Below are 19,376 nucleotides of genomic sequence, written 5' to 3' on the forward strand. Positions count from 1 at the left end.
CGCGCTCCGCGGGGGGCGTGCGCGCGGCGGCCCCCCCCCCCCCCCCCCCTCGGCCCATCGGGCCGGGCCGGGCGCCTCCCCCCCCCCCGACCGGCAGGTGCGGGGACGCGGGCCCCGGTCGCGGGTGCGGGGCCGGCGACACGGACGGCGGCCGTGTCCGGCGCGGGGTCACGGCGGACGGCTTCGACCGTGTCCCGCGCGTGGCCACGTGCGAAGACGACCAGACGCAGCGCCACGAACCGGGCGACACCGGCGAGCGCGGAGGCGGACAGGTAGACGGCCTGCTCCAGCACGGCACCGGGCGCCGCCACCAGTTGATGCAGGACGACCATCGCCACGCAGGTCACCGCGTACGTGGCCGCGGCGGACCCGGCCGACTGCGCGTGCTGGCGCCAGGTCGTGCGACCGCCCGCGCCGAAGGTGAAGCGGGCGTGCAGTTCGGTGGCCAGGAGGGTGGAGAACGCCGTGATCAGGGCGTTGGCCAGACCCCAGGGAATCCAGCTGGCGAGGGCCGCCACGGCGAAGCTGGAGGCCAGCCCCACTCCCCCGCCGCAGAGCACGAAGCGAGCGAAGGCGGTGAAGGCGCCGGGAGCGGTGGTTCGCCGCCGACTCTGTGCTGTTTCCATGATCCCCACCCCTTTGTCCGCCCGCTCGGCCGATCTACGAGACCCGCCCACCTTGGTTTCTGATATCGGAAACGCTACGTTGCATTCATGGATCCAGCAACGTATTTATTGCACGACATCGCCATCTTCACAGGTCAGTGGTGTGAAATTGTTGCAATGGAAATGGAACTAAAGCAACAACCCTAACCATCCATGTTGCAATGAATGGAGGTGAAAGCTACAGCGGGACGGCGCGTGGGTTCGGAGCTGAGGGGAGGTGGCCATTCCCGTTCGGTGGGATTGACCGCCTGTTAGCGTGCGCGGATGGAAGATCTGGGCCCCGTCATGTGGCCGCCTGAGCCGATCCGGACCGAGCGGCTCGTGCTCCGTGAGCCCGAGTCCCGGGACCGTGGGGCGTTCATCGAGCTGCTCGCCTCGCCAGAGGTGCACACCTACCTCGGCGGCCCCCGGCCGCGCGACGAGCTTGAGCACGAGACGCCTGAGGTGCCCGAGCGGTGGCCCGGCAGCTTCGTCGTCGAACTCGACGGGGCGATGATCGGCCAGATCCTGCTCAGAAGGGCGACGGGGCACCAACGCCCGGCTGCCGCGGGGAAGGCCGACCTCGGCTACATGTTCCTGCCGCGGGCGTGGGGATTCGGGTACGCCGCAGAGGCGTGCGCTGCGGCGCTCGACTGGCTCGCGACAGCGCTCCCCGGCGAGCCGGTGGTACTCACCACCCAGACCGCCAACGTCGGCTCGATGCGTCTCGCGGCAAAGCTCGGGTTCACGGAGGTGGAGCGGTTCGAGGCCTGGAGCGCCGAGCAATGGCTCGGCATGCGGCCCCCGGTCACGCCGTCCGGTTGAATACGCCCCGGGTCACGCCGTCCGGTTGAGTACGCCCCCGGTCGCGCCGTCCGGTTGAGTTGGCGACGGAACCCGACCAGTTCCTGACCGCCGCCGTCCGTCGAACCGACCTCCCCCATGCTTGCGGGCTGTCTCCGGGATACATGCTCGTCCCGGGCTCCGCCGCCCGGCCACCCCGGCACACGCCAGAGGTCCGGGCGGCCGCCCCGTGATCGAACGGAGGGCGCCCGGACCTCTGAGGCGTGGATCGAAAGTGTGGCGTGTCCGTGTTGCCGAGGAGACGGTCAGGGCTTGGTCAGGGCGTTCTCCAGCAGGGGAAGCAGGCGGTCCCAGTGGTGTTGCAGTGCCGCGGGGTCGAAGGCGTCGGTGTCCGCCATGGTGAAGCCGTGCACCGTTCCCGGGTAGATCTCGCAGGTGTGGTCGACGCCCGCGGCCTCCAGGGCCCGGTCCAGCTCGCCGACGACCTCGGGTGTCATGTCGCTCTCGGCGATGCCGAGGTGGACCTGGGCGGTGAGCTCCGGGAAGAGGAGATGCGGGCTGTCGGGGGCGTCGCTCATCAACGGGCTGGGATGGAATCCGGCGAGGGCGGCCACCTGGCCGGGGTGCGCGGCCGCGGTGCGGACCGCCACGTTCGCGCCCATGCAGTAGCCGATGACGCCGACCGGCCCGGCGGCGACCTCGGGCTGGGCGGTGAGGAACCGGAGGTAGGCGTCGGCGTCACGCAGGGCGCGTTCGACGGAGTGGGCCTGGATCTGAGGCATCACCTGGACGAAGACCGCGGGCCGGGCCTCCTGCGTGATGTGCTCGGGAAGGTCGAACACCGGTGCCGGGCTGTGCCGGTAAAAGATGTTGGGGACGAGGACGTAGTAGCCGTGTCCCGCCAGCTCGCGGGCCATCTCCTCCAGCACGGGCCGCACGCCGAAGGCGTCCATGTACAGCAGCACCCCCGGATGCCGCTCGCCGTTGTCGGGGAAGGCGGCAAGGGCGTCGGCCCGGCCGTCCGGAGTGGGGATCTGCAGTGCCTTGACGACGGGAATGACGGATCTTCCTTCCTCGGACCGATGACCGGGGCTGGGCCGTCCCCGCGCACGCGGCCGCGGTCCGGTGAACCCCGGACAGCGGGATCGTCGTACCGGTTCACGGTCGGCCTGCTCCAACACCCCGGACGCTGCTGTCCGTTCATCCTAGGCGGGCGTGGCCACGACCGGGCGAACTGAAGGGATCTTGAGCGGGTCCCGTGCGTGTCGGTGGGGTCACGGACGCGGTTCCGGGCCGTCCCGGGCGGTCCGGAACGGCCCAGGTCAGGCCGCCGCCGGTTCGAGCGGTGCCCCGGCGGGTTCCGAACCGTCCTGGAGACCCTCCGCGATCGCGCGGCGGGAGCCGAGCCACAGCACGGCGCCGACCAGGAACATGGTGCCCTCGGTGACGGTCAGGGCCCAGATGATGCCGGTCAGCCCGAACCAGAGATTGCCGAGGAAGACGACCGGCAGGAACAACAGGCCCTGCGTCACGGACATGACGGTCGCCGCCACCGCCCGCCCCGTGGCCTGGAACAGCGAGGTGAGCAGGCCCGTGAACCCGTTCGCGATCATCGCCACGAGCTGCGCCGCGAGTATGGTGCCGCCGATCGCGAGAACCGAACGGTCGGCGGAGAACGCGGATATCACCTGTTCACGGAAGACGATCAGGACCGCCGCGCAGACCGTGGTGATGGCCCCCACCGTGACCGCGGACGCGCGCAGGGCCGCGGTGAGCCGGTCCCGGTCCCGCTTCCCGTAGGAGTACGCGAACAGCGGCAGCACCCCGAGGGTGACCCCCATGACCAGGAACTCCGGCACCTGCGCGATGCGGACCACGACTCCCATGGCCGCGAGCGGGCCGTCGCCGTAGCCGGCGGCCAGGTTGTTCAGGACCAGGGAGGTGACGATCAGGAATCCGGCCTGGAGCAGCTCACCGACCCCGATGCCCAGGACGGGCTTGAGCACGGTGGGTGAAAGTGTGAACCAGCGCGGCGCGAGACTCATGTGCTCGCTGTGCCGCGCCAGCCAGGTCGCGAAGTAGGCGACGACGACGAGGTTCGCCAGTCCGGTGGCCAGCGCCGCACCGGCGACGCCCCAGTGCAGTACGAGGATGAACAGGACGTCGAACCCGAGGTTCGCGACGGTGGAGGCGATGAGCCCGGTCATCACCTGACGTGTGGCGCCCTCCGCCCGTACGAGCTGCTCCAGACAGAAGGCCGCGGCGAGCACGGGAACGAAGACGAGCAGGACGGCGACGAAGGAGCGCGTCGCGGACGCGGCGGCGGCGTCCGCGCCGAGCAGGGACACCAGCGGATCCAGCAGGAGCAGTCCGGTGCCGCCGAGTACGGCCCCGACGACGACGGAGCCCCAGACGGCGAACGACGTGACGTGCTTGATCTCGCCGGCCTTCGCGGGTTCGTTCTCGGAGGCGCCGAGCAGCCGCGACACCAGCGCGCCGCCGCCGGTGCCGAACATGCCGCCCACCGCCATGACCAGGGCAAGCAGCGGCGAGCCGAACGTGACCGCGGCAAGGAGCGCGGTGTCGTGGAGCGAGCCGATGACACCGGAGTTGATGACGTTGTAGAGGGCGCCGACGATCATCGCGGCGGCCATCGGCACGCACAGGTGCACGAGGGCACGGAGGACCGGGGCGGTGGACAGGTACCAGCGGTTCGTGCCGTGGTCGTCGGCCTTCACCGGAGTTTCGGGGTTCGGGGCAGGCTTTCGAGGAGAAATTGATCCCCTCGATGGACGGCTTCGGCGCACTGTGCCGGGCCCGACTGTCGCCGGAGGACGAGGAGGTCGCCTGCGGCTGGACCCTATTGGTGCCGTTCTCGCTCGACGAGACGATCACGCTGCCGGTCGAGTCCGGTTATGCGGACTCGACTGTCGTGGTCGGCGCGCCCCGGTTGCTGGGGATAGCGGAAAGACTGGCGGCGGCCATCGGTCTCCCGGCCGAGACACCGGAGATGTGCGACAACCTCGATCTGACCATGTGGTTCAGGGACGGAGCAGCGGAACGACTCGCCGCTGCCCGACCGGGCCCCTGGAGCGATGACTTGGACACCGCCTTCTACGTCGCACTGTTTCTGCGCGCTGCCCAACACTCCATACGACGCGGCTGCCCGATGGCCTACTCCTGACCTCGGCACGGAGATATGCGAGATACGCCGGGGCCGCACCTCCCGAGCCCCCTGCGACCTCAGGTCCTCGCACCACGGGCGATGCGGTACAGCACGTTCGGACGCAGGGGTCCCTCGGGCGCGGTGGGGTCGTCGAAGTCGTCGGCCGGGTCCCGGGTCATACCGATCCGGCGCATCACCACCTGCGAACGCGAGTTGGTGGCTGTCGTGACGGCGAGGATCTCAGGAAGCTCAAGGGCGTCGAAGCCGTGGGCCAGGACTGTCAGCGCGGCCTCGGTGGCGTACCCCTGGCCCCAGGCCGAGCGGGCAAGCCGCCAGCCGATCTCCACTCCGGTGAACGGCATGTCATCGTCCACTTCGTCCAAGCCGGCGAATCCGATGAACTCGGCCGTGGCCTCGACCTCAACCGCCCACCACCCGTAGCCTCGCTGGTCGAACTCGGCCTGGAACTGAGCCACGGAGGCATCGCTCTGGTCGCGGGTCATCAGGTCGCCCAAGTGCTCTCGAACCTCGGGATCGGCATTCAAAGCCGCCCACGGTTCGAGGTCGGAGTCACGCCATCGGCGCAGGACGAGGCGGTCGGTACGCAGTTCAGCCATGCTGCCCAGCCAACGTGAGCTCCGGCCCCGGGGCAAGCTCTTTTCCCTCCGGGTGGCACCACCACCCGGAGGCACGGATCGCTCCCCTTCAAACGTGTGCGCCGTGAGTGCTCGCGTCGCCGGGCAGGAGTGGTGGCGCGGCTATCTTGGGCGCACGGCGTAGGTCAGGTGTGTCACCCGCGACGACGGCTCCGAACGGATCGGCTCCAGCGCAACCCTGGACGCGTCCACGCCGTCGAACAGGCGGGTGCCGGATCCGAACAGCACGGGTGCCAGAGTGATCGAGAACTCGTCGATCAGGCCGGCGTTCAGGTGCTCCAGGATCGTCGCGCCGCCGCCGGCGATCCGGACGTCGCGGTCGCCGGAGGCCTCGCGGGCCTGGTCGAGGGCGTGCTCGATGCCGTCGTCCACGAAGTGGAACGTGGTGCCACCCGGCCGTTCCCAGGGGTCACGCTTGGTGTGCGTCACGACGAAGACCGGGGTATGGAAGGGCGCGTCCTCCGGCCACGACTGCTCGCCGAGGTCGAACATGCGCTTGCCCATGACGCTCGCACCGGTGCGCTCGAACGTCTTCCGCGCGATGTCGTTGTCGCGGCCTTCCTCGCCGCCCTCACCGAGCTTCAGGTTCTCCCGGAAGAACCGCAGCGGGAAGATCCACTGCTGCAGCTCCATCCACTGCGCCATCCAGCGCCGGACCCGCGGGTCGTCCTGCTTCCCGGGCGCGAAGAGCTCGTCCTCAACGGGCACGGACTCGGGCGCGATGAAGCCGTCCAGCGACATCGACACGCTGAAGAACACCTTCCCGGCCATCAGCCCTCAGCTCCCTTCCGCAGGGTCTCGGTGACGTACGCCGCCAGGCTGCTCAGGGTCTGCCGGCCGCCCTCGATCGCGTGGTACTTCTCGATCGCCTCGTCGCGCAATTCCTTGCTGGGGAACACCGTGCGCATCTCGATCCGGGTCGCCGCGCCGTCCGGCGCGAACGCGATGACCGACTCGAAGGCGTTCGGGTCGTCGCGGAACTCACCGTGCAGCAGCGCGATCCGCTCCGGCGGGGCGATCCGCACCCAGCGGATCCACTCGGAATAGTCGGTCCCGTCGGGCCCGTGCAGTACGAAGTCCCACTCCCCGCCCTCGCGGAACTCGAAGGACCGCGTGGTGGTGGTGAACCCCTCCGGACCCCACCACCGCGACAGGTGCCGGACCTCGGTGAACGCCTCGAACACGAGCTCCCGTGGGGCGTCGATGACCCGGGAGATCACGATCTCCCGGTCGGCCGTCGTCGGCTCCGCCCGCGTTTCCTGGCTTGCCCCTGTCATCGGTCATTCCTCCTGCCGTGTCTGCTTGAGGTCCTGCACGTAGGTGTCCAGCCGGTCGAAGCTCTCGTTCCAGAATCGCTCGAACCCGCCGGTCCACTCGTGGACCGGTCGCAGCCCGCGGGCGTCCAGGCCGTAGAGGCGCTGCTTGCCCGCTTTGCGGTCCCGCACCAGCCCGACCTCCCGGAGCACCCGCAGGTGTTTGGACGCCCCCGGCTGGGTCATCCCCAGCTCCTGGGCCAGCTCGGTCACCGGCCGCTCCCCCGCCCGCAGCAGCGCCAGTATGTCCCGGCGCTGCGGCTCGGCGATCGCGTTGAACACGTCCGATGTCGTCGCTGCTCGTGCCATGGCAGCCATCGTATGCCCATATCGGCATGCGTCAAGCGGAGAGGCAATCGAGCGGGTCGTGTGGCGTGACGAGATCCGCCGGTCATGCCGCGGGGCCTGGCGGACGACCATTCGGCCGGCCTGGGTCTCGTTCCTACCCGGCCCTGAGGAACTCGCGCGCTCCGCGCAGCCGTGTGCGCACGCGCTTCTGGGTGGCGGTGCTGTCGAGCCGGACGTCCAGGGCCCCGGGCATGCGGGAGTCGGCTCGGCGCCCGGTGGGCAGTCGGCTTGCGTCGAGTCCGTCGCGTCGGGCGATCAGGACCCCGAGTCCGTGACGACTGAGGGCGTCCGGTCCGGCCAGGTGGAACGTACCGGCCTGGTCGGACGCGGCGAGTTCCCGTAGAGCGGATGCGAGGTCTTCGACATGTACCGGGCAGCGGATGTCGTCGGTGAACAGGACGCCGTCGCGGGTGCCGGCGACCAGGGTGTGGACCATGCGCTCGTGCGCGGAACCGCCCTGCCCGACGATCAACGATGTACGTACGATCGCGGCGGTCGGGGCCAGCAGCCGCACAGCGGTCTCGGCGGTGGCCTTGGCCGCGCCATATGGGGTGAGGGGATCAGGCAGGCAGGCTTCGTCGTAGTGGATCCGGGCACCGGAGAACACCGCGTCGCTGGAGACGTGGACCAGACGGCAACCGCGTTTCGCCGCGGCTGCCACCAGGTGGAAAGCGGCGTCGGCGGTGACCGTCCAGTCGCTTCCTCCGCTCGTCGCGTTGATGACGGCGAGGGGAGCGACTTCCGCCAGTACCTCATCGACCCGCCCGGGGGCGCGAAGGTCGAGCTCGTGCCACTCGACGCCGGGCAGGATCCCCGGCCGGGAACAGTACGTAGCAGCCGTCTCCCAGCCCGCGCCAACTGCCTGACGCACAAGCTCCGTTCCCAGAAACCCGCTACCGCCGACGACCAGGACCCTCATGACTCCCAACGATAGGGCAGCGCTCATCCGCTCGGCCTGGTCGGCCGTCGGGCGGTCGCTCCGCGGGGATACGGCAAGGCCGCCACCACCGGGACGGCCGCGGGGTTCACGGAGTTCTCGCGTCCTGGGTGGTCATGGCCAGCAGGACCAGGGCGTCGTGCTCGGCCGTGCCGGGAGGGGCCTGGTAGATCAGGACGCGCCGGCCGTCGCCGGCGGGGCTGAGCACCTCGTTGGCGAGGGTGACCGGGCCGATCACCGGGTGCCGGAACGCGGTCTCTCCGGCGCGCTTGACCCATACCTCGTGCCTGCGCCACAGAGCGGCGAACTCTCCGCTGGCCGACCCCAGTTCGGCGACCAGCGCGGCGGTCCGCTCCGGGGCGGTCAGTTCGGCGGTGTGCAGGTGCGCGACGCTGTTGCGGGCCACCCGGTCCCAGTCGGCGAAAAGGGTCCGCGCGGTCGCGTGCAGGAAGGTGTACCGGATCACGTTGCGCTGTCCGACCGGCCAGTCACCGAGCCCGGGCATGAGCGCGAAGCCCTCCGGGTTCGCGGCCAGCACGTCGTTGACCTCGTCGAGCACATACGCCGGACTGGGCCGAACCGACTCCAACAGCAGGCGCAGGCCGGGGCCCGCCGGCCGCGGCTCGGCCGGCCGGCGGCGCGGTGTCCGCCCGGCGACCTGGTCGGCGAGGCCGAGCAGATGGGCGTGCTCGTCGTCGGTCAGCCGCAGAGCCCGGGCCAGAGCGTCCAGTACCGCGTCGCTGGGCGCCCTCTCCCGCCCCTGCTCGATCCGGATGTAGTAGTCCACGCTCACGCCGGCCAGCACGGCCAACTCCTCGCGGCGCAGCCCGGGTGTGCGCCGGACACCCGGTCCGGTGGGCAGCCCGACGTCGGCCGGGCCGATCCGCCCGCGCCGTATCCGAAGGAACTCGGCCATCACGTTCACGGCGTGAAGTCTGCCACCCTTAGGTCGCCCCCAGGGTGGCCGTGTCACACCCAGGAACCACGCGGCCTTCCGGGAGTTGGGCCCGGCGGCGCAGCCTCGGACCATGACAGACACGATCATCATCGGCGGCGGCTCCGGTATGGGCCTCGCCCTCGCGCGGACTCTGCTGGCCCAGGAATTGGATGTGACGATCGTCGGCCGGTCCGCGGACCGGCTCGCGAAGGCGAGGGCGGAACTGGAGCGTCCCGGGCACGGGCGGATCAGCACGATCGCGGCCGACCTGGGGCGGGAGGAGGACATGGCCGAACTGTTCGCCCGGGTGGAGCGAGTGGAGCACGTGGTGGTCACCGCGGCGGACGCCACCGGCGTGTACGGGCGGACCACCGACGTCTCCACCGCGACCGCACGGACCGTCGTGGACACCAAGCTGCTCGGTGCCTGGCTGATCGGCAAGTACGCGGCCGGACGGGTCACCGGCTCGATCACGTACACCTCGGGCATCAACGCCTACCGGCCCAACGGGTCGAACACCATCATGGCCGCGGCCAACGGCGCCCTCGCGTCACTCGCGTACGGGCTGGCGATCGAACTGGCGCCCGTCCGTGTGAACGTCGTCTCCCCCGGCTGGGTGGACACCCCCATCTGGGACCAGCTCGGCATGGACAAACAGGCCGCCTTCACCGAACTGGCGGCAAGGCTCCCGGCCCGCCGTATCGGCACCCCCGACGACATCGCGCAGGCGTTCCTCTCGGTGATGCGCAACGGCTTCATCACGGGAACCGTGCTGCACGTCGACGGAGGACACCACATCACCTGACCCAGCACCCGGCATCCGGACACCCATCACCGGCACCGGCACCGGACACCCGGCTCCCGCGCCGCTCGCGGACAGGGCGGTCGAGCCCCGTGGGCGGCCGTCCGGCCGGTGCGGCCGTGCGTTGACCAGCGCAGCCATGAACGGAGATGAGGCCAGGTCAACTGACATAGCAGTGCAGGATATTGCCAGGTTCGGCTACACCCCCAACGCGGTGGACTACGACCGAGCGCTCCGGCGATTCACCCTGGGGACCTGGCCGGGGCGCACCGGCTCCCTTCTGCTTCCCGCCGCGTTCGGGGCTGCGGCCTTCCTCGTACGGGTGCTGGTCCGGCACCTCGACGAGATCCAGATCATCGCCGCCGGCGTGCTGTGCGTCATCGCGTTGTTCGTGGTACGCCAGCACTTCCGCAAGCAGCGGGTCCGGCGTCAGTACGAGGACTGGGCGGCCTACGGATCCTGTCAGGGCTCGCGACTTGTTCACACAGCACCTTCGGCGTATCTGAACGCCCTCACTGGCCCAGCGCCGCGCCCCAGTCCCAAGGCCCGGCGCTCTGGGCCATCATCTCGCCACCCGTCGAGGAGGACCGGGGTCTCTCCTCGACGGGCGGCGACCTGCCGACGCGCCCTAGCACCTACCGCCTACTGACGGCCTGACGGCTTGACGGCTTGACGGCCTGGGCTCACTTCAGGTGGCGGGCGAAGAACCGGGCCGCGTCCTCCACCTCGAACCACGGGGTGCCGGCGTGGCCGCCCAGGTTGGCGTGCAGGGTCTTCTCCTTGGTGCCGAAGGTGTCGAACAGGTCCAGGACCGGCTGCCGTTCCATCCCTTCGTCGTCCCACTGCATGAGGAACTGCAGCGGAACGGTGATCCGCCGGGCGTCCTCGCGCAGGGTGTCGGGCACGAAGGTCTGGCCGAAGAAGACGGCGGCCGAGACGCGCGGATCGACCACCGCCAGCCCGATGCCGATGGCGACCATGCCCTCGTACCCGACCGGACCGCCGATCTCGGGCAGCGGGAGGAGGGCGTCCAGAGTGGTCCGCCATTCCGGCACCGCCCTCTCGACCAGCGGGACGATCATGGCGTCGAGGATCTCGTCGAGCGGCTCGCCGGCCTGCGCGGCCCGGCGGAGGTCGGCTCGGTGCTGCTCGTCGACGGCGGAACGAGGCCGGTCACCGCACCCGGGGGCGTCGATGGCGGCCACCGCGAAGCCGTACTGCGCGGCGTAGTACCGGGCCCGGGCCACCAGCCGGGGAAGCCGCTTGTGGAAGCCACCGGGGTGGCCGATCAGGATGAGCGGGGCCGGCGCGGATCCGGACGTCCACAGGACACCGGGAATCTCGCCGAGGGTGAATGCGCGCTCGAGGACGCCGTCGTCGAGGCGTTGTTCGGAAGTGAAGTGCACGATCGTGCCTTTCGGGAGCTCTGGAACGGCGCTCCCGGACGACCTATCGCCCGACCGTGGCCCCAGAGGGGAGCACCCATGTCGATACTGCGTTCACGGGTACCACCTCCTCGTTCTCTCGCATGGCCTCCGGGAAAGTAGCAGCGGTCGCCGTGATCCGCCAAACGGGTTTCGTGTGGTGGCGGCTCCCGGCGAGCCGGCGCGATCAGCGTGACCGGCCGGTGATCGGGCACCCGCGTCAGTCGTCCCTGAGCCGCACCGCATCCCTGCGACACGGGCCCCGCACGCCACGCGGAATGCGGGACCCGTGCGCTGCTCACAGCCTCTCGACTCACGACCTATCGACTCGCAGCCTCTCGACTCACACCTTCTCGACTCACAACTCCTCGACCGCCGCGAGAAGCCGGTCCACGGCCTCGTCGACCGTGGAGCGGGGGCAGCCCAGGTTCACCCGCATATAGCCGTGGCCCTCCCGGCCGAACTTCTGGCCCTTGTCCAGCCACAGCCGCGCCCTGGTGAGCATGAACCTGTCCAGCGAGTCCGCGTCCATCCCCAGTCCCCGGCAGTCCATCCACGCCAGGTACAGGGAGTCGGTCGGCAGGACCCGTACCTTGGAGGTGGCGGAATTGACCGCGTGCGCGAAGTGCGCGTGGTTGCCGCGCAGGTAGGTGAGCAGTTCCTCCAGCCAGGGCTCACCGTGCGTGTACGCCGCCTCGGCCGCGACCATGCCCAGCAGGTTGACCAGCGGGAACATGTTGCGGTCGTACTGGCGCTCCAGTTCCGCCCGCAGCCGGGGATCGGGCACGAAGACGTTGGCGCTCTGCAAGCCGGGAAGGTTGAACGTCTTGCTGGGAGCGGTGCAGGTGACGCTGTTGCGGGCGAACTCCTCGCCGAGCGAGGCGAAAGGGATGTGTTCGCGCTCCGGGTCGAGGATGAGGTCCTGGTGGACTTCGTCGGAGACGACCAGGACGCCGTGCCGGGCGCAGATCTCGCCCATGGTCCGCAGTTCGTCCTCCGTCCACACGTTGCCGGTGGGATTGTGCGGGTGGCTGAGGATGAACACCTTGGTGTCGGGACGGATGGCGGCTTCGAAGGTGCGGGCGTCGAACTCGTAGCCGTCGTCGGTCCGTTGCAGCGGTGCGAACGCGAGGTGGCGGCCGTTCAGCAGGACGTCCTCGTGAAAATGGACATAGACCGGGGGCTGGATGAGGACCGAGTCGCCGGGCGCGGAGAACGCCTGCACGACGGTCTTGAGCGTGGTGATGATGCCGGCGGTCTGCATCACCCACTCCCGGGGGACCTCCCAGCCGAACCGCTTGGCCTGCCAGCCGGTCACGGCGTCGACGTAGCTGTCGGTCGCGCCACCGGGATACCCGAAGACGCCGTAGTCCACGGCCTCGTGGAGCGCGTCGATCACGGCCTGGGGCGCCCTGAAGTCGGTGTCGGCGACCCACATCGGCAACGGGTCGGCCGCGATCTCGTCGGCCGTCAGGAACTGTTGGGCAGTGGCCCATTTCAGGGAGTTGCTGTGCCTGCGGTCGACGACGACGTCGAAGATCGATCCGGTTCCGGCCCCAGGGGCGTTCCGCGGTGTCCGGTCGTGGGGGACGGTGTCAGGTGCCATGGCTGGATGCTAGTCACGGCGGCGGGCATACGGTTTGCGAATTTTGCCCACCCTGCGGTCAGAGGGTGAGCAGCTCCTCGTGGAAGCCGCCGAACTCCCGCCCTCGGTCGACGAGATGGATCTCCAGAATCCAGTGGCAGGTGCGGCCCGCCTTGTCGATGCGGCGCAGGGGGGTGTCGTTGGCGGGGGTGATGTACGACTCCACGTCCGCGCCGTCGATCCACTCGTGCGGGAACTCGCCCACCAGATGCCCGGCGTGCCAGCCGCCCAGCTCCCACCCGGCCTCGGCGGCCAGCCGCTCGACCTCGGCGTACAGCTGCCTGCCGGTGATGTCGGGGGTGTCGGCGAAGTGCCGCTTGCCGGCGTCGAAGATCTGCGGCAGGTCGTCCCGCAGCCGGTGCTTGACCGGGTCGTCGCCGAGGACGAACGTGCGGCCGAAGTCGGCCTCGTACTCCTCGAAGATGGGCCCGAAGTCGGCGAACACGATGTCGTCCGGGCCGAGCACCCGGTCCGGCGGGTTCTCCTTGTAAGGCTTCAGGGTGTTCGGGCCCGAGCGCACGATCCGCTTGTGCCAGTGCCGGGTGGTGCCGAAGAGCTCGTTCGCGAGGTCACGAACCTGGTCGCTGACCGCCCGCTCGCCCTGCCCAGGCGCCACCAGCCCGCGCTTCTCGATCTCCGCGAAGAGCCGCTCGGCCTTCGCCTGCGCGTCCAACAGCCGTTCCGCGCGCGTCTGTTCGTCGTGAGCCATGACACGGAAGGTAGGTTGCACTGCACTTTCGAGTCAATCGCATTGAACTCCGGCTTCAGTGCAGCCGGCCCGGTCCGGCGTGGGCCCGCCGCGTCAGACTCCCACGACCACGACCATCAGGACGACCATGAGCAGGCCGACGTACGCGGCGGAGTGGACGCGGTCCGGAACCCGGCCGGTGACCTGGCGCGCCACGGCGATGGTGGGCAGCGATCCGAGGAGAAGGGCGGCGCCGGCGGTCAGGTCGATGTAACCGAACCGGCCCGTGGCGGCGGACGCGGTGGGGGCGAGGGCGTAGACGAGGGTCCCGGCCAGGGCGACGGGGACGCTGAGGGGGTTGGCCGTGGCGGTCGCGTCGGCCATGGGAAGACCTCTGCGGCGCAGGAGCGGAACCGTCATGACACTGCCGCCCACGCCCAGCCCGGCGGCGACCAGACCGATGCCGAACCCGCCGACGGTGACGGTGCTTCGCCCCAGGGGCTTGGGAAGCGTGCGCGGCGCCGCGGCCAGAAAGCCCTTCCGCAGCAGGCTGTCGGTGATCGCCACCAGGAGGTAGGCGGCGAACAGCCGGCGCAGTGCCGTACCGCCGATCAAAGTGGCCGCGAAGGAGCCGGCGGCGGCACCGGCAGCGATGAACCCCGCCAGCGGCCAGACATAGGCACGAAGCAGCCGGCCCGCACGCCACTGGACCAGCGCCGCCGCCACGGCGTTGACGACCATGACCGCCGTCGAGGTGGCCACCGCGACGTGCATGGCGTCCACGTCGGTTCCCGGACGCGCCACGGCGGTCAGGACGCCGTAGACGACGGGGACGGTGACGAAGCCGCCGCCGAAGCCGAAGAGCACCGTCGTGACGCCGGTCAGGCAGCCGAAGAACAGGAGGACGGAGAACGAGGTGAGCATGGATCAGACGCTAGGGATCACCACGTATGGCGGGCAATCGATGGACTGCCGACTTCCTACGCGCAGCAGACACAGGTGCAGGCTCCCCCGTAGCCTCGCGGTATGCGCAACATCCCGTTGGCGGAGGTGGACGACCTCGATCGTGCCGTGCTGGCCATCGGCACCGACTACCCCCAGGATCACCTGCTCGTCTGGCACGAACACCGCCGTGCGCAGGTCCTGTACGCGGACACCGGCGTCATGCGGGTCGAGACGGACGACGGCGACTGGACGATCCCCACCGCCCGTGCCGTACTGATCCCGCCCATGACCCGGCATCAGGTCACCATGACGGGTGTCAGTACCCGCAGCCTCTACATCGAGCCCGCCGCCGCGCCGTGGTTCCCGCGCCGCTGCCAAGCCGTCGACGTCTCCGTCCTGCTCAGGGCCCTGGTCCTGGAAGCCGTCGAGATGGAGCCGCGCTATCCCGAGCACAGCCGCGACGCGGCGATCGCCACCCTCGTCCTGCATGAGCTCAAGAACCTCACGCCGCTGCCCCTCGACGTCCCGCTGCCGTCCCATCCCGGGCTGCGGGGCCTGTGCGAGGACTTCCTGCGGAAGCCGGCCATCCATGACCCGCCCGGGCGCTGGTGCGCGGCCCTCAACGTCAGCGAACGCACCCTCGCCCGCCTGTTCCGGCGCGGCACCGGCCTGAGCTTCTCCCAGTGGCGGCAACGCGCCTGCATCCTGCACTCCCTGCACCACCTCACCGCGGGCGTACCCGTCACCCGCGTCGCGACCCTCCTGGGCTACGACAACCCCGCCGCGTACACGGCCGCGTTCAAGAAGCTCCTCGGCCGACCACCGACGGCGTACCGGAGCCCCGAGGCGACGAGAACCGGTAGCCAAGGCGACGGACTCCTCAGAAGCACCACGGGCTGAGTTCGAGGATGGCCGCGAACAGGTGCTCCCAGACCTCACGTGCGGGCGCTCCCTGTCCCACCGAGAGCGGTTCGAGGGCGGTGACTTCGCGCAGAAAGTCTCGATGGCCGTACTCGCCGGGGTACGAGTTCCAGCAGGCGCCCCTGAAGCGGTACACGGCTTCCAGCAGTCGTACGAACGTCTCGCTGTCCCGGGCGAAGGAGCTTCGGCTGCGGTCGGTCCCGTGAACCACGGCTCGCCCTCGCCTCAGGACACCGCGTCGGAGCCGGTCGGCCCGTCCTCCGCCGCACCGTCGCGTTCCAGCCGTGACAACGACCATGGCAATGCCCACCTCGACGGCGGCCATCAGTTGGAAGTGGCCTTGACGTGCTCCGTGGCCTAAAGCCCAGGGATTCCGGCCTGGGCCGTGTGGCCCTTCCGGGGGCTTCCCGCTTCAACGCGCTGTGCGGGCACGTGGGCCCGTCTTACCGGCACTCCACAGGCGTTTGGCGTCTCCACCCGTCCGGCTCGCTCGGTTCGTCCATGAGTCGCCAACCTGGCCACTTTTGCCCTCTTTGTGAAGTGCAGGGGCTGGCGTAAAGGTGACTTGACGCCTGGTGGACAGGGCAAACTGCTGACCTCGGCACTTGACGGCACCACGCTGTCCTCCCATGAGAGACATGAACAACAGGTGGCGCCCCGGGCTCCGCCTTCCGCGGCCTCGGCATACGGCGACGGCCGCCGCCCTCGTGGCGCTCGTGGCCGGTCTGACCGCCGCCCCCGGCGCCGCTCACGACCTGGGCCCGCACAGCGGGCGAACGGAAGCCACCGCGCAGACCGGAGCGGCCCGGACGCAGATCATCTCCCGGCAGCAGCTCACCCTGATCACCGGCGACCGCGTCACGCTGGAGACAGACACTTCGGGCAAGCAGAGTGTGTCGGTCGAGCCCGCCCAGGGCCGCGAACGAGTCGCGTTCATCAAGCGCCAGGCCGGTCGCGACTGGACGGTCATACCCGCCGACACGCTCCCGCTGCTCGCGACGGGCCGCCTCGACAAGGCGCTGTTCAACGTCTCCGCCCTGATCCGGGGCAAGTACGCGCAGCGGTCGAGCCTGCCGCTGATCGTCGAATACACCGGAGACGCGGGCACCGCCCGGCGACAGCTGACCGCCGCCGGCGCCGACACCGTCCGTCCCATCGGCGGGACCTCCTTCGCGACCCTCGGCGAACACCGCGCGGACGCCGCCGGGTTCTGGAAGGGCATCGCCCCCGGCCGGGCGGACGCCCGGTCCTTCGGAGCGGGTGTGCGCCGGGTCTGGCTGGACGGCCGCTCCAGGATCCAGCTCGACAGCACGGTGCCGCGCATCGGCGCCCCGCACGCCTGGGAGAAGGGCTACACCGGCACCGGCGTCAAGGTCGCCGTACTCGACACCGGTTACGACCCCGACCACCCGGACCTCAAGGGCCTCGTCACCGAGTCCGCGAACTTCACCACCGAGCCGAACACCGACGACCTGAACGGTCACGGCACCCATGTGACCTCCACGGTCGCCGGTTCCGGCGCGGCCTCCGACGGCAAGTACAAGGGTGTGGCACCCGGTGTGCAGATCCTGTCCGGCAAGGTGTGCACCGCGGACGGCAACTGCGACAACTCGAACATCGTCGAGGGACTGGCCTGGGCCGCGCAGCACGGCGCCAAGGTGATCAGCCTCAGCCTGGGCGACACGGACACGCCGGAGACCGACGCCCTCGAGGCGATGGTCGACACCGTCACCCGCGACTACGGCACGCTGGTCGTGGCCGCGGCCGGCAACAGCGGCCCCGACAAGGTGTCCTCCCCCGCCTCCGACGACAATGCCCTGGCCGTCGGCGCGGCCGAGGACGACGACGACGTCGCCGTCTTCAGCTCGCTCGGTCCCCGGGTGGGCGACTCCGGACTCAAGCCGGACATCATCGCCCCCGGCGTCAACGTCGTCGCCGCGCGGGCGGGCGGTACCACCGCCGACGACGGCTATGTCGCGATGAGCGGCACCTCCATGGCCACGCCCCATGTGGCCGGCGCGGCAGCCATCCTGTTCCAGGAGCACCCCGACTGGACGGCGGAGCAGGTCAAGCGCCGGCTGATGCAGTCGACCAACGGTGCCAAGGAGCACGGCGCCTACTTCCAGGGCGCCGGACGCGTCGACGTCGCGCGGGCGGTCGACCAGAACGTCGGCGCCGACTCCACGGCGCTGGACTTCGGGCTGATCCGGTGGACGGACGGCAAGCGGCCCCCGGTGACCAAGACCCTCACCTACCGCAACCCGGGCACCGCGCCGGTCACCCTTCGGCTGAAGGACAACCCGAGCAGCGGGAAGAAGGACGTGCCCGCCCCCGCCGGGCTGTTCCGGCTCAGCGCCGACACGGTCACCGTGCCCGCGCACGGAACGGCGGACGTCACTCTCACCGCGTCCCCGGAAGCCGCCACGACGTACGCCGCCTACAGCGGTGTGGTCACCGCGAGCACCGCGGACGGCCAGGTGTCGGTGCGCGTCCCGTTCGGCATGGACGTCGAGCAGCCGTCGTACCACCTGCGCATCGACATGAAGAGCCGCACGGGCGCGGCCCCCGACAACGCGTACCTGCTGGTCAACTCGGCCGACGGCAAGGCGTACGAGGTCGAGGCGCTCGGCAGGAGCAGCACGGTGGTGCGGCTGCCGAAGGACACCTACTCGGTGAGCGGCTTCTACTTCGACGCCTCCTTCACCGAGGGCACCATCGTCGGCGTGCCGAAGGTCGTGATGAGCGCCGACCGGCAGGTGACCATCGACGCCCGGAAGGCGAAGCCCGTCACGGTGTCGGCACCGAGCCGCTCCGCGCGCATCATGTCGGCCGAGATCGGCACCATCAGCATGGCCGACCAGCTGCTCTCGGTCACCATGAACAACGCGATCGGCACCGACCACATCGACGGCGTGTACGCGGTGCCGACGGCCCGGTCAAAGGGTTCGAAGTTCACGTACCTCGTCACCAGCGTCTGGGGCGACCCGGCCGGCCCGGACGGGAACCCCGCCTCGGTCTACTACCTCACGCGACCGGTGCACGGTGCCATCCCGGCGGATCCCGCCTACCACCCCCGCAAGTCGGAACTGGCCAGGGTGAACACCACGTTCGCCGCCACCACGCCGGGGACGACGGCCATGCGCCTCGTGTGGACGTACGTCGACAACATCCGCTTCAGCGGCCGGGCGATGGAGGGGATCCCGGTCCCGGCCCGCCGGGTCGACTACTTCTCGGCGGCCGACGGCCTGCGCTGGCAGACGGCCTTCGACCAGAACAGTTTCCTCGACCCGAACGCGCACGGGCAGAGCTACCTCAGCGACCTGCACGGCTACAAGGCCGGCTCCCAGGTCGAGGAACGCTGGAACGGCGGGATCCAGGCCGTGGGCCTCTCGGACCAGATGGCCGCCTTCCGTGAGGGCGACACGATGTTCCGGCCCTTCCAGTCGGCCGCCAACGGCAACCTCGACCTGGTGGCCGACACCACGTCCGGCCTGCCCGAGGTGAAGCTGTGGCGCGACGGCGAGCTGGTCTCCCAGGACTGGAGCATGAGCGACGTCCCGGCCGACGCCACCCCCGCCGACTACCGCCTGACGGTCGAGCACAACCGTGACATGGCCCCCAGTTCCGTCTCCACGAGTGTGCGGGCGGAATGGCGGTTCCGGTCGGGGACCACGGCGACCCGGCAGGCGCTGCCGCTGTACGCGGTCCGTATGGCGCCGAAGCTGGACGAGTGGAACCGGGCCGAAGCCGGCCGCAAGCTCGACATCCCGGTCCTGATCCAGCGGACGGCCGGCGCCCCGGTGTCGCCCGTCCGCGTCTTCACCACCGAGGTCTCCTTCGACGAGGGGAAGACCTGGCAGTCGGTGCGGGTCAAGGGCTCCGGCATGGAGCGCACCGTGACCGTGGAGGCCCCGCGCCACGCCGCGGGCGGCTCGGTCAGCCTGCGCGTCCACGTCGAGGACACGGCGGGCAACTCCTTCAAGGAGACCGTCATCAAGGGCTACCTGCTCAAGTAGCCGCCTTCGCGGAGTAGTCACGTCCTCGAGTAGCTGCTTCCGCGAGTGGCGCAGCCCGGCCGCAGCGGCCGGACGAACGGGGACAGGGCCCCCCCGCCCCCGCCGCCGGGGCCGGGCGCCGTCCCGGGGG

The 19,376-nt window shown here is 70.2% G+C and carries 18 protein-coding genes and 1 pseudogene; 5 read left to right on the forward strand and 14 right to left on the reverse strand.

What is annotated here, in order from left to right; translation table 11 throughout:
• Positions 1–125: 125 nt before the first annotated feature.
• A pseudogene (locus ACFXGX_RS07600) lies at positions 126–626 on the reverse strand (hypothetical protein); the annotation flags it as partial.
• Positions 627–929: 303 nt separating this feature from the next.
• Between ACFXGX_RS07600 and ACFXGX_RS07605 the strand changes: the two are divergent.
• The gene (locus tag ACFXGX_RS07605; protein WP_384786102.1) at positions 930–1,469 is read left to right on the forward strand and encodes a GNAT family N-acetyltransferase; all 540 of its coding nucleotides are present in this window, start codon (positions 930–932) and stop codon (positions 1,467–1,469) included.
• Between the two features lie 284 nt (positions 1,470–1,753).
• Here the strand turns inward: ACFXGX_RS07605 and ACFXGX_RS07610 are convergent, their stop codons facing one another.
• Entirely contained in the window at positions 1,754–2,506 is a 753-nt protein-coding gene (locus tag ACFXGX_RS07610) for a dienelactone hydrolase family protein (RefSeq protein ID WP_384786166.1), read from the reverse strand.
• Between the two features lie 264 nt (positions 2,507–2,770).
• Entirely contained in the window at positions 2,771–4,186 is a 1,416-nt protein-coding gene (locus tag ACFXGX_RS07615) for an MATE family efflux transporter (protein ID WP_384786105.1), read from the reverse strand.
• A 50-nt stretch (positions 4,187–4,236) separates the two neighbouring features.
• Between ACFXGX_RS07615 and ACFXGX_RS07620 the strand changes: the two genes are divergently transcribed.
• The gene (locus ACFXGX_RS07620) at positions 4,237–4,632 is read left to right on the forward strand and encodes a hypothetical protein (RefSeq protein ID WP_384786108.1); all 396 of its coding nucleotides are present in this window, start codon (positions 4,237–4,239) and stop codon (positions 4,630–4,632) included.
• Positions 4,633–4,691: 59 nt separating this feature from the next.
• Here ACFXGX_RS07620 and ACFXGX_RS07625 read toward each other — a convergent pair whose 3' ends face one another.
• The 6 genes from ACFXGX_RS07625 to ACFXGX_RS07650 form a co-directional block, all read right to left on the reverse strand.
• Positions 4,692–5,231: a GNAT family N-acetyltransferase gene (locus ACFXGX_RS07625; RefSeq protein WP_384786111.1), complete on the reverse strand. Its 540-nt coding sequence runs from the start codon at positions 5,229–5,231 to the stop codon at positions 4,692–4,694.
• A 141-nt stretch (positions 5,232–5,372) separates the two neighbouring features.
• Positions 5,373–6,041: a dihydrofolate reductase family protein gene (locus ACFXGX_RS07630; RefSeq protein WP_384786114.1), complete on the reverse strand. Its 669-nt coding sequence runs from the start codon at positions 6,039–6,041 to the stop codon at positions 5,373–5,375.
• Positions 6,041–6,547, reverse strand: a complete 507-nt coding sequence (locus ACFXGX_RS07635) for an SRPBCC family protein (RefSeq protein ID WP_384786117.1) — start codon at positions 6,545–6,547, stop codon at positions 6,041–6,043. Before ACFXGX_RS07635 ends, ACFXGX_RS07630 begins: the two co-directional genes overlap by 1 nt.
• A gap of 3 nt (positions 6,548–6,550) precedes the next feature.
• Positions 6,551–6,892, reverse strand: coding sequence for an ArsR/SmtB family transcription factor (locus ACFXGX_RS07640; RefSeq protein WP_384786120.1), 342 nt, complete (start codon positions 6,890–6,892; stop codon positions 6,551–6,553).
• 133 nt (positions 6,893–7,025) lie between these two features.
• Complete coding sequence (locus ACFXGX_RS07645) at positions 7,026–7,850, reverse strand: SDR family oxidoreductase (RefSeq protein WP_384786123.1); 825 nt, start codon at positions 7,848–7,850, stop codon at positions 7,026–7,028.
• Between the two features lie 106 nt (positions 7,851–7,956).
• A complete protein-coding gene (locus ACFXGX_RS07650) occupies positions 7,957–8,784 on the reverse strand; it encodes a helix-turn-helix domain-containing protein (protein WP_384786169.1) in 828 nt (275 codons plus the stop codon).
• 112 nt (positions 8,785–8,896) lie between these two features.
• Here ACFXGX_RS07650 and ACFXGX_RS07655 point away from each other — a divergent pair, with 112 nt between their 5' ends.
• Positions 8,897–9,610 carry an SDR family oxidoreductase gene (locus ACFXGX_RS07655; RefSeq protein WP_384786126.1) on the forward strand — a complete coding sequence of 238 codons (714 nt, stop codon included), beginning with the start codon at positions 8,897–8,899 and terminating at the stop codon, positions 9,608–9,610.
• A gap of 680 nt (positions 9,611–10,290) precedes the next feature.
• On the opposite strand, the gene ACFXGX_RS07660 is transcribed toward ACFXGX_RS07655, so the two are convergent.
• From ACFXGX_RS07660 to ACFXGX_RS07675, 4 genes are all read right to left on the reverse strand, one after another.
• Positions 10,291–11,013, reverse strand: a complete 723-nt coding sequence (locus ACFXGX_RS07660; protein ID WP_384786129.1) for an alpha/beta hydrolase — start codon at positions 11,011–11,013, stop codon at positions 10,291–10,293.
• A 376-nt stretch (positions 11,014–11,389) separates the two neighbouring features.
• Positions 11,390–12,637, reverse strand: coding sequence for a MalY/PatB family protein (locus ACFXGX_RS07665; RefSeq protein WP_384786132.1), 1,248 nt, complete (start codon positions 12,635–12,637; stop codon positions 11,390–11,392).
• Between the two features lie 58 nt (positions 12,638–12,695).
• Positions 12,696–13,385 (reverse strand): M24 family metallopeptidase, encoded by a 690-nt coding sequence (locus tag ACFXGX_RS07670; RefSeq protein WP_384786135.1) that lies wholly within the window; start codon positions 13,383–13,385, stop codon positions 12,696–12,698.
• Positions 13,386–13,478: 93 nt separating this feature from the next.
• Entirely contained in the window at positions 13,479–14,288 is an 810-nt protein-coding gene (locus tag ACFXGX_RS07675; RefSeq protein WP_384786138.1) for a sulfite exporter TauE/SafE family protein, read from the reverse strand.
• Positions 14,289–14,390: 102 nt separating this feature from the next.
• On the opposite strand from ACFXGX_RS07675, the gene ACFXGX_RS07680 reads away from it, so the two are divergent.
• Positions 14,391–15,209 (forward strand): AraC family transcriptional regulator, encoded by an 819-nt coding sequence (locus tag ACFXGX_RS07680; RefSeq protein ID WP_384786141.1) that lies wholly within the window; start codon positions 14,391–14,393, stop codon positions 15,207–15,209.
• On the opposite strand, the gene ACFXGX_RS07685 is transcribed toward ACFXGX_RS07680, so the two are convergent.
• The gene (locus ACFXGX_RS07685; RefSeq protein ID WP_384786144.1) at positions 15,190–15,441 is read right to left on the reverse strand and encodes a hypothetical protein; all 252 of its coding nucleotides are present in this window, start codon (positions 15,439–15,441) and stop codon (positions 15,190–15,192) included. The two genes, ACFXGX_RS07680 and ACFXGX_RS07685, sit on opposite strands and share 20 nt — an antisense overlap.
• A gap of 427 nt (positions 15,442–15,868) precedes the next feature.
• On the opposite strand from ACFXGX_RS07685, the gene ACFXGX_RS07690 reads away from it, so the two are divergent.
• Complete coding sequence (locus ACFXGX_RS07690; protein WP_384786147.1) at positions 15,869–19,246, forward strand: S8 family serine peptidase; 3,378 nt, start codon at positions 15,869–15,871, stop codon at positions 19,244–19,246.
• Positions 19,247–19,376: the final 130 nt, after the last annotated feature.

Source organism: Streptomyces sp. NPDC059371 (assembly GCF_042751995.1).
Taxonomy (GTDB): domain Bacteria; phylum Actinomycetota; class Actinomycetes; order Streptomycetales; family Streptomycetaceae; genus Streptomyces.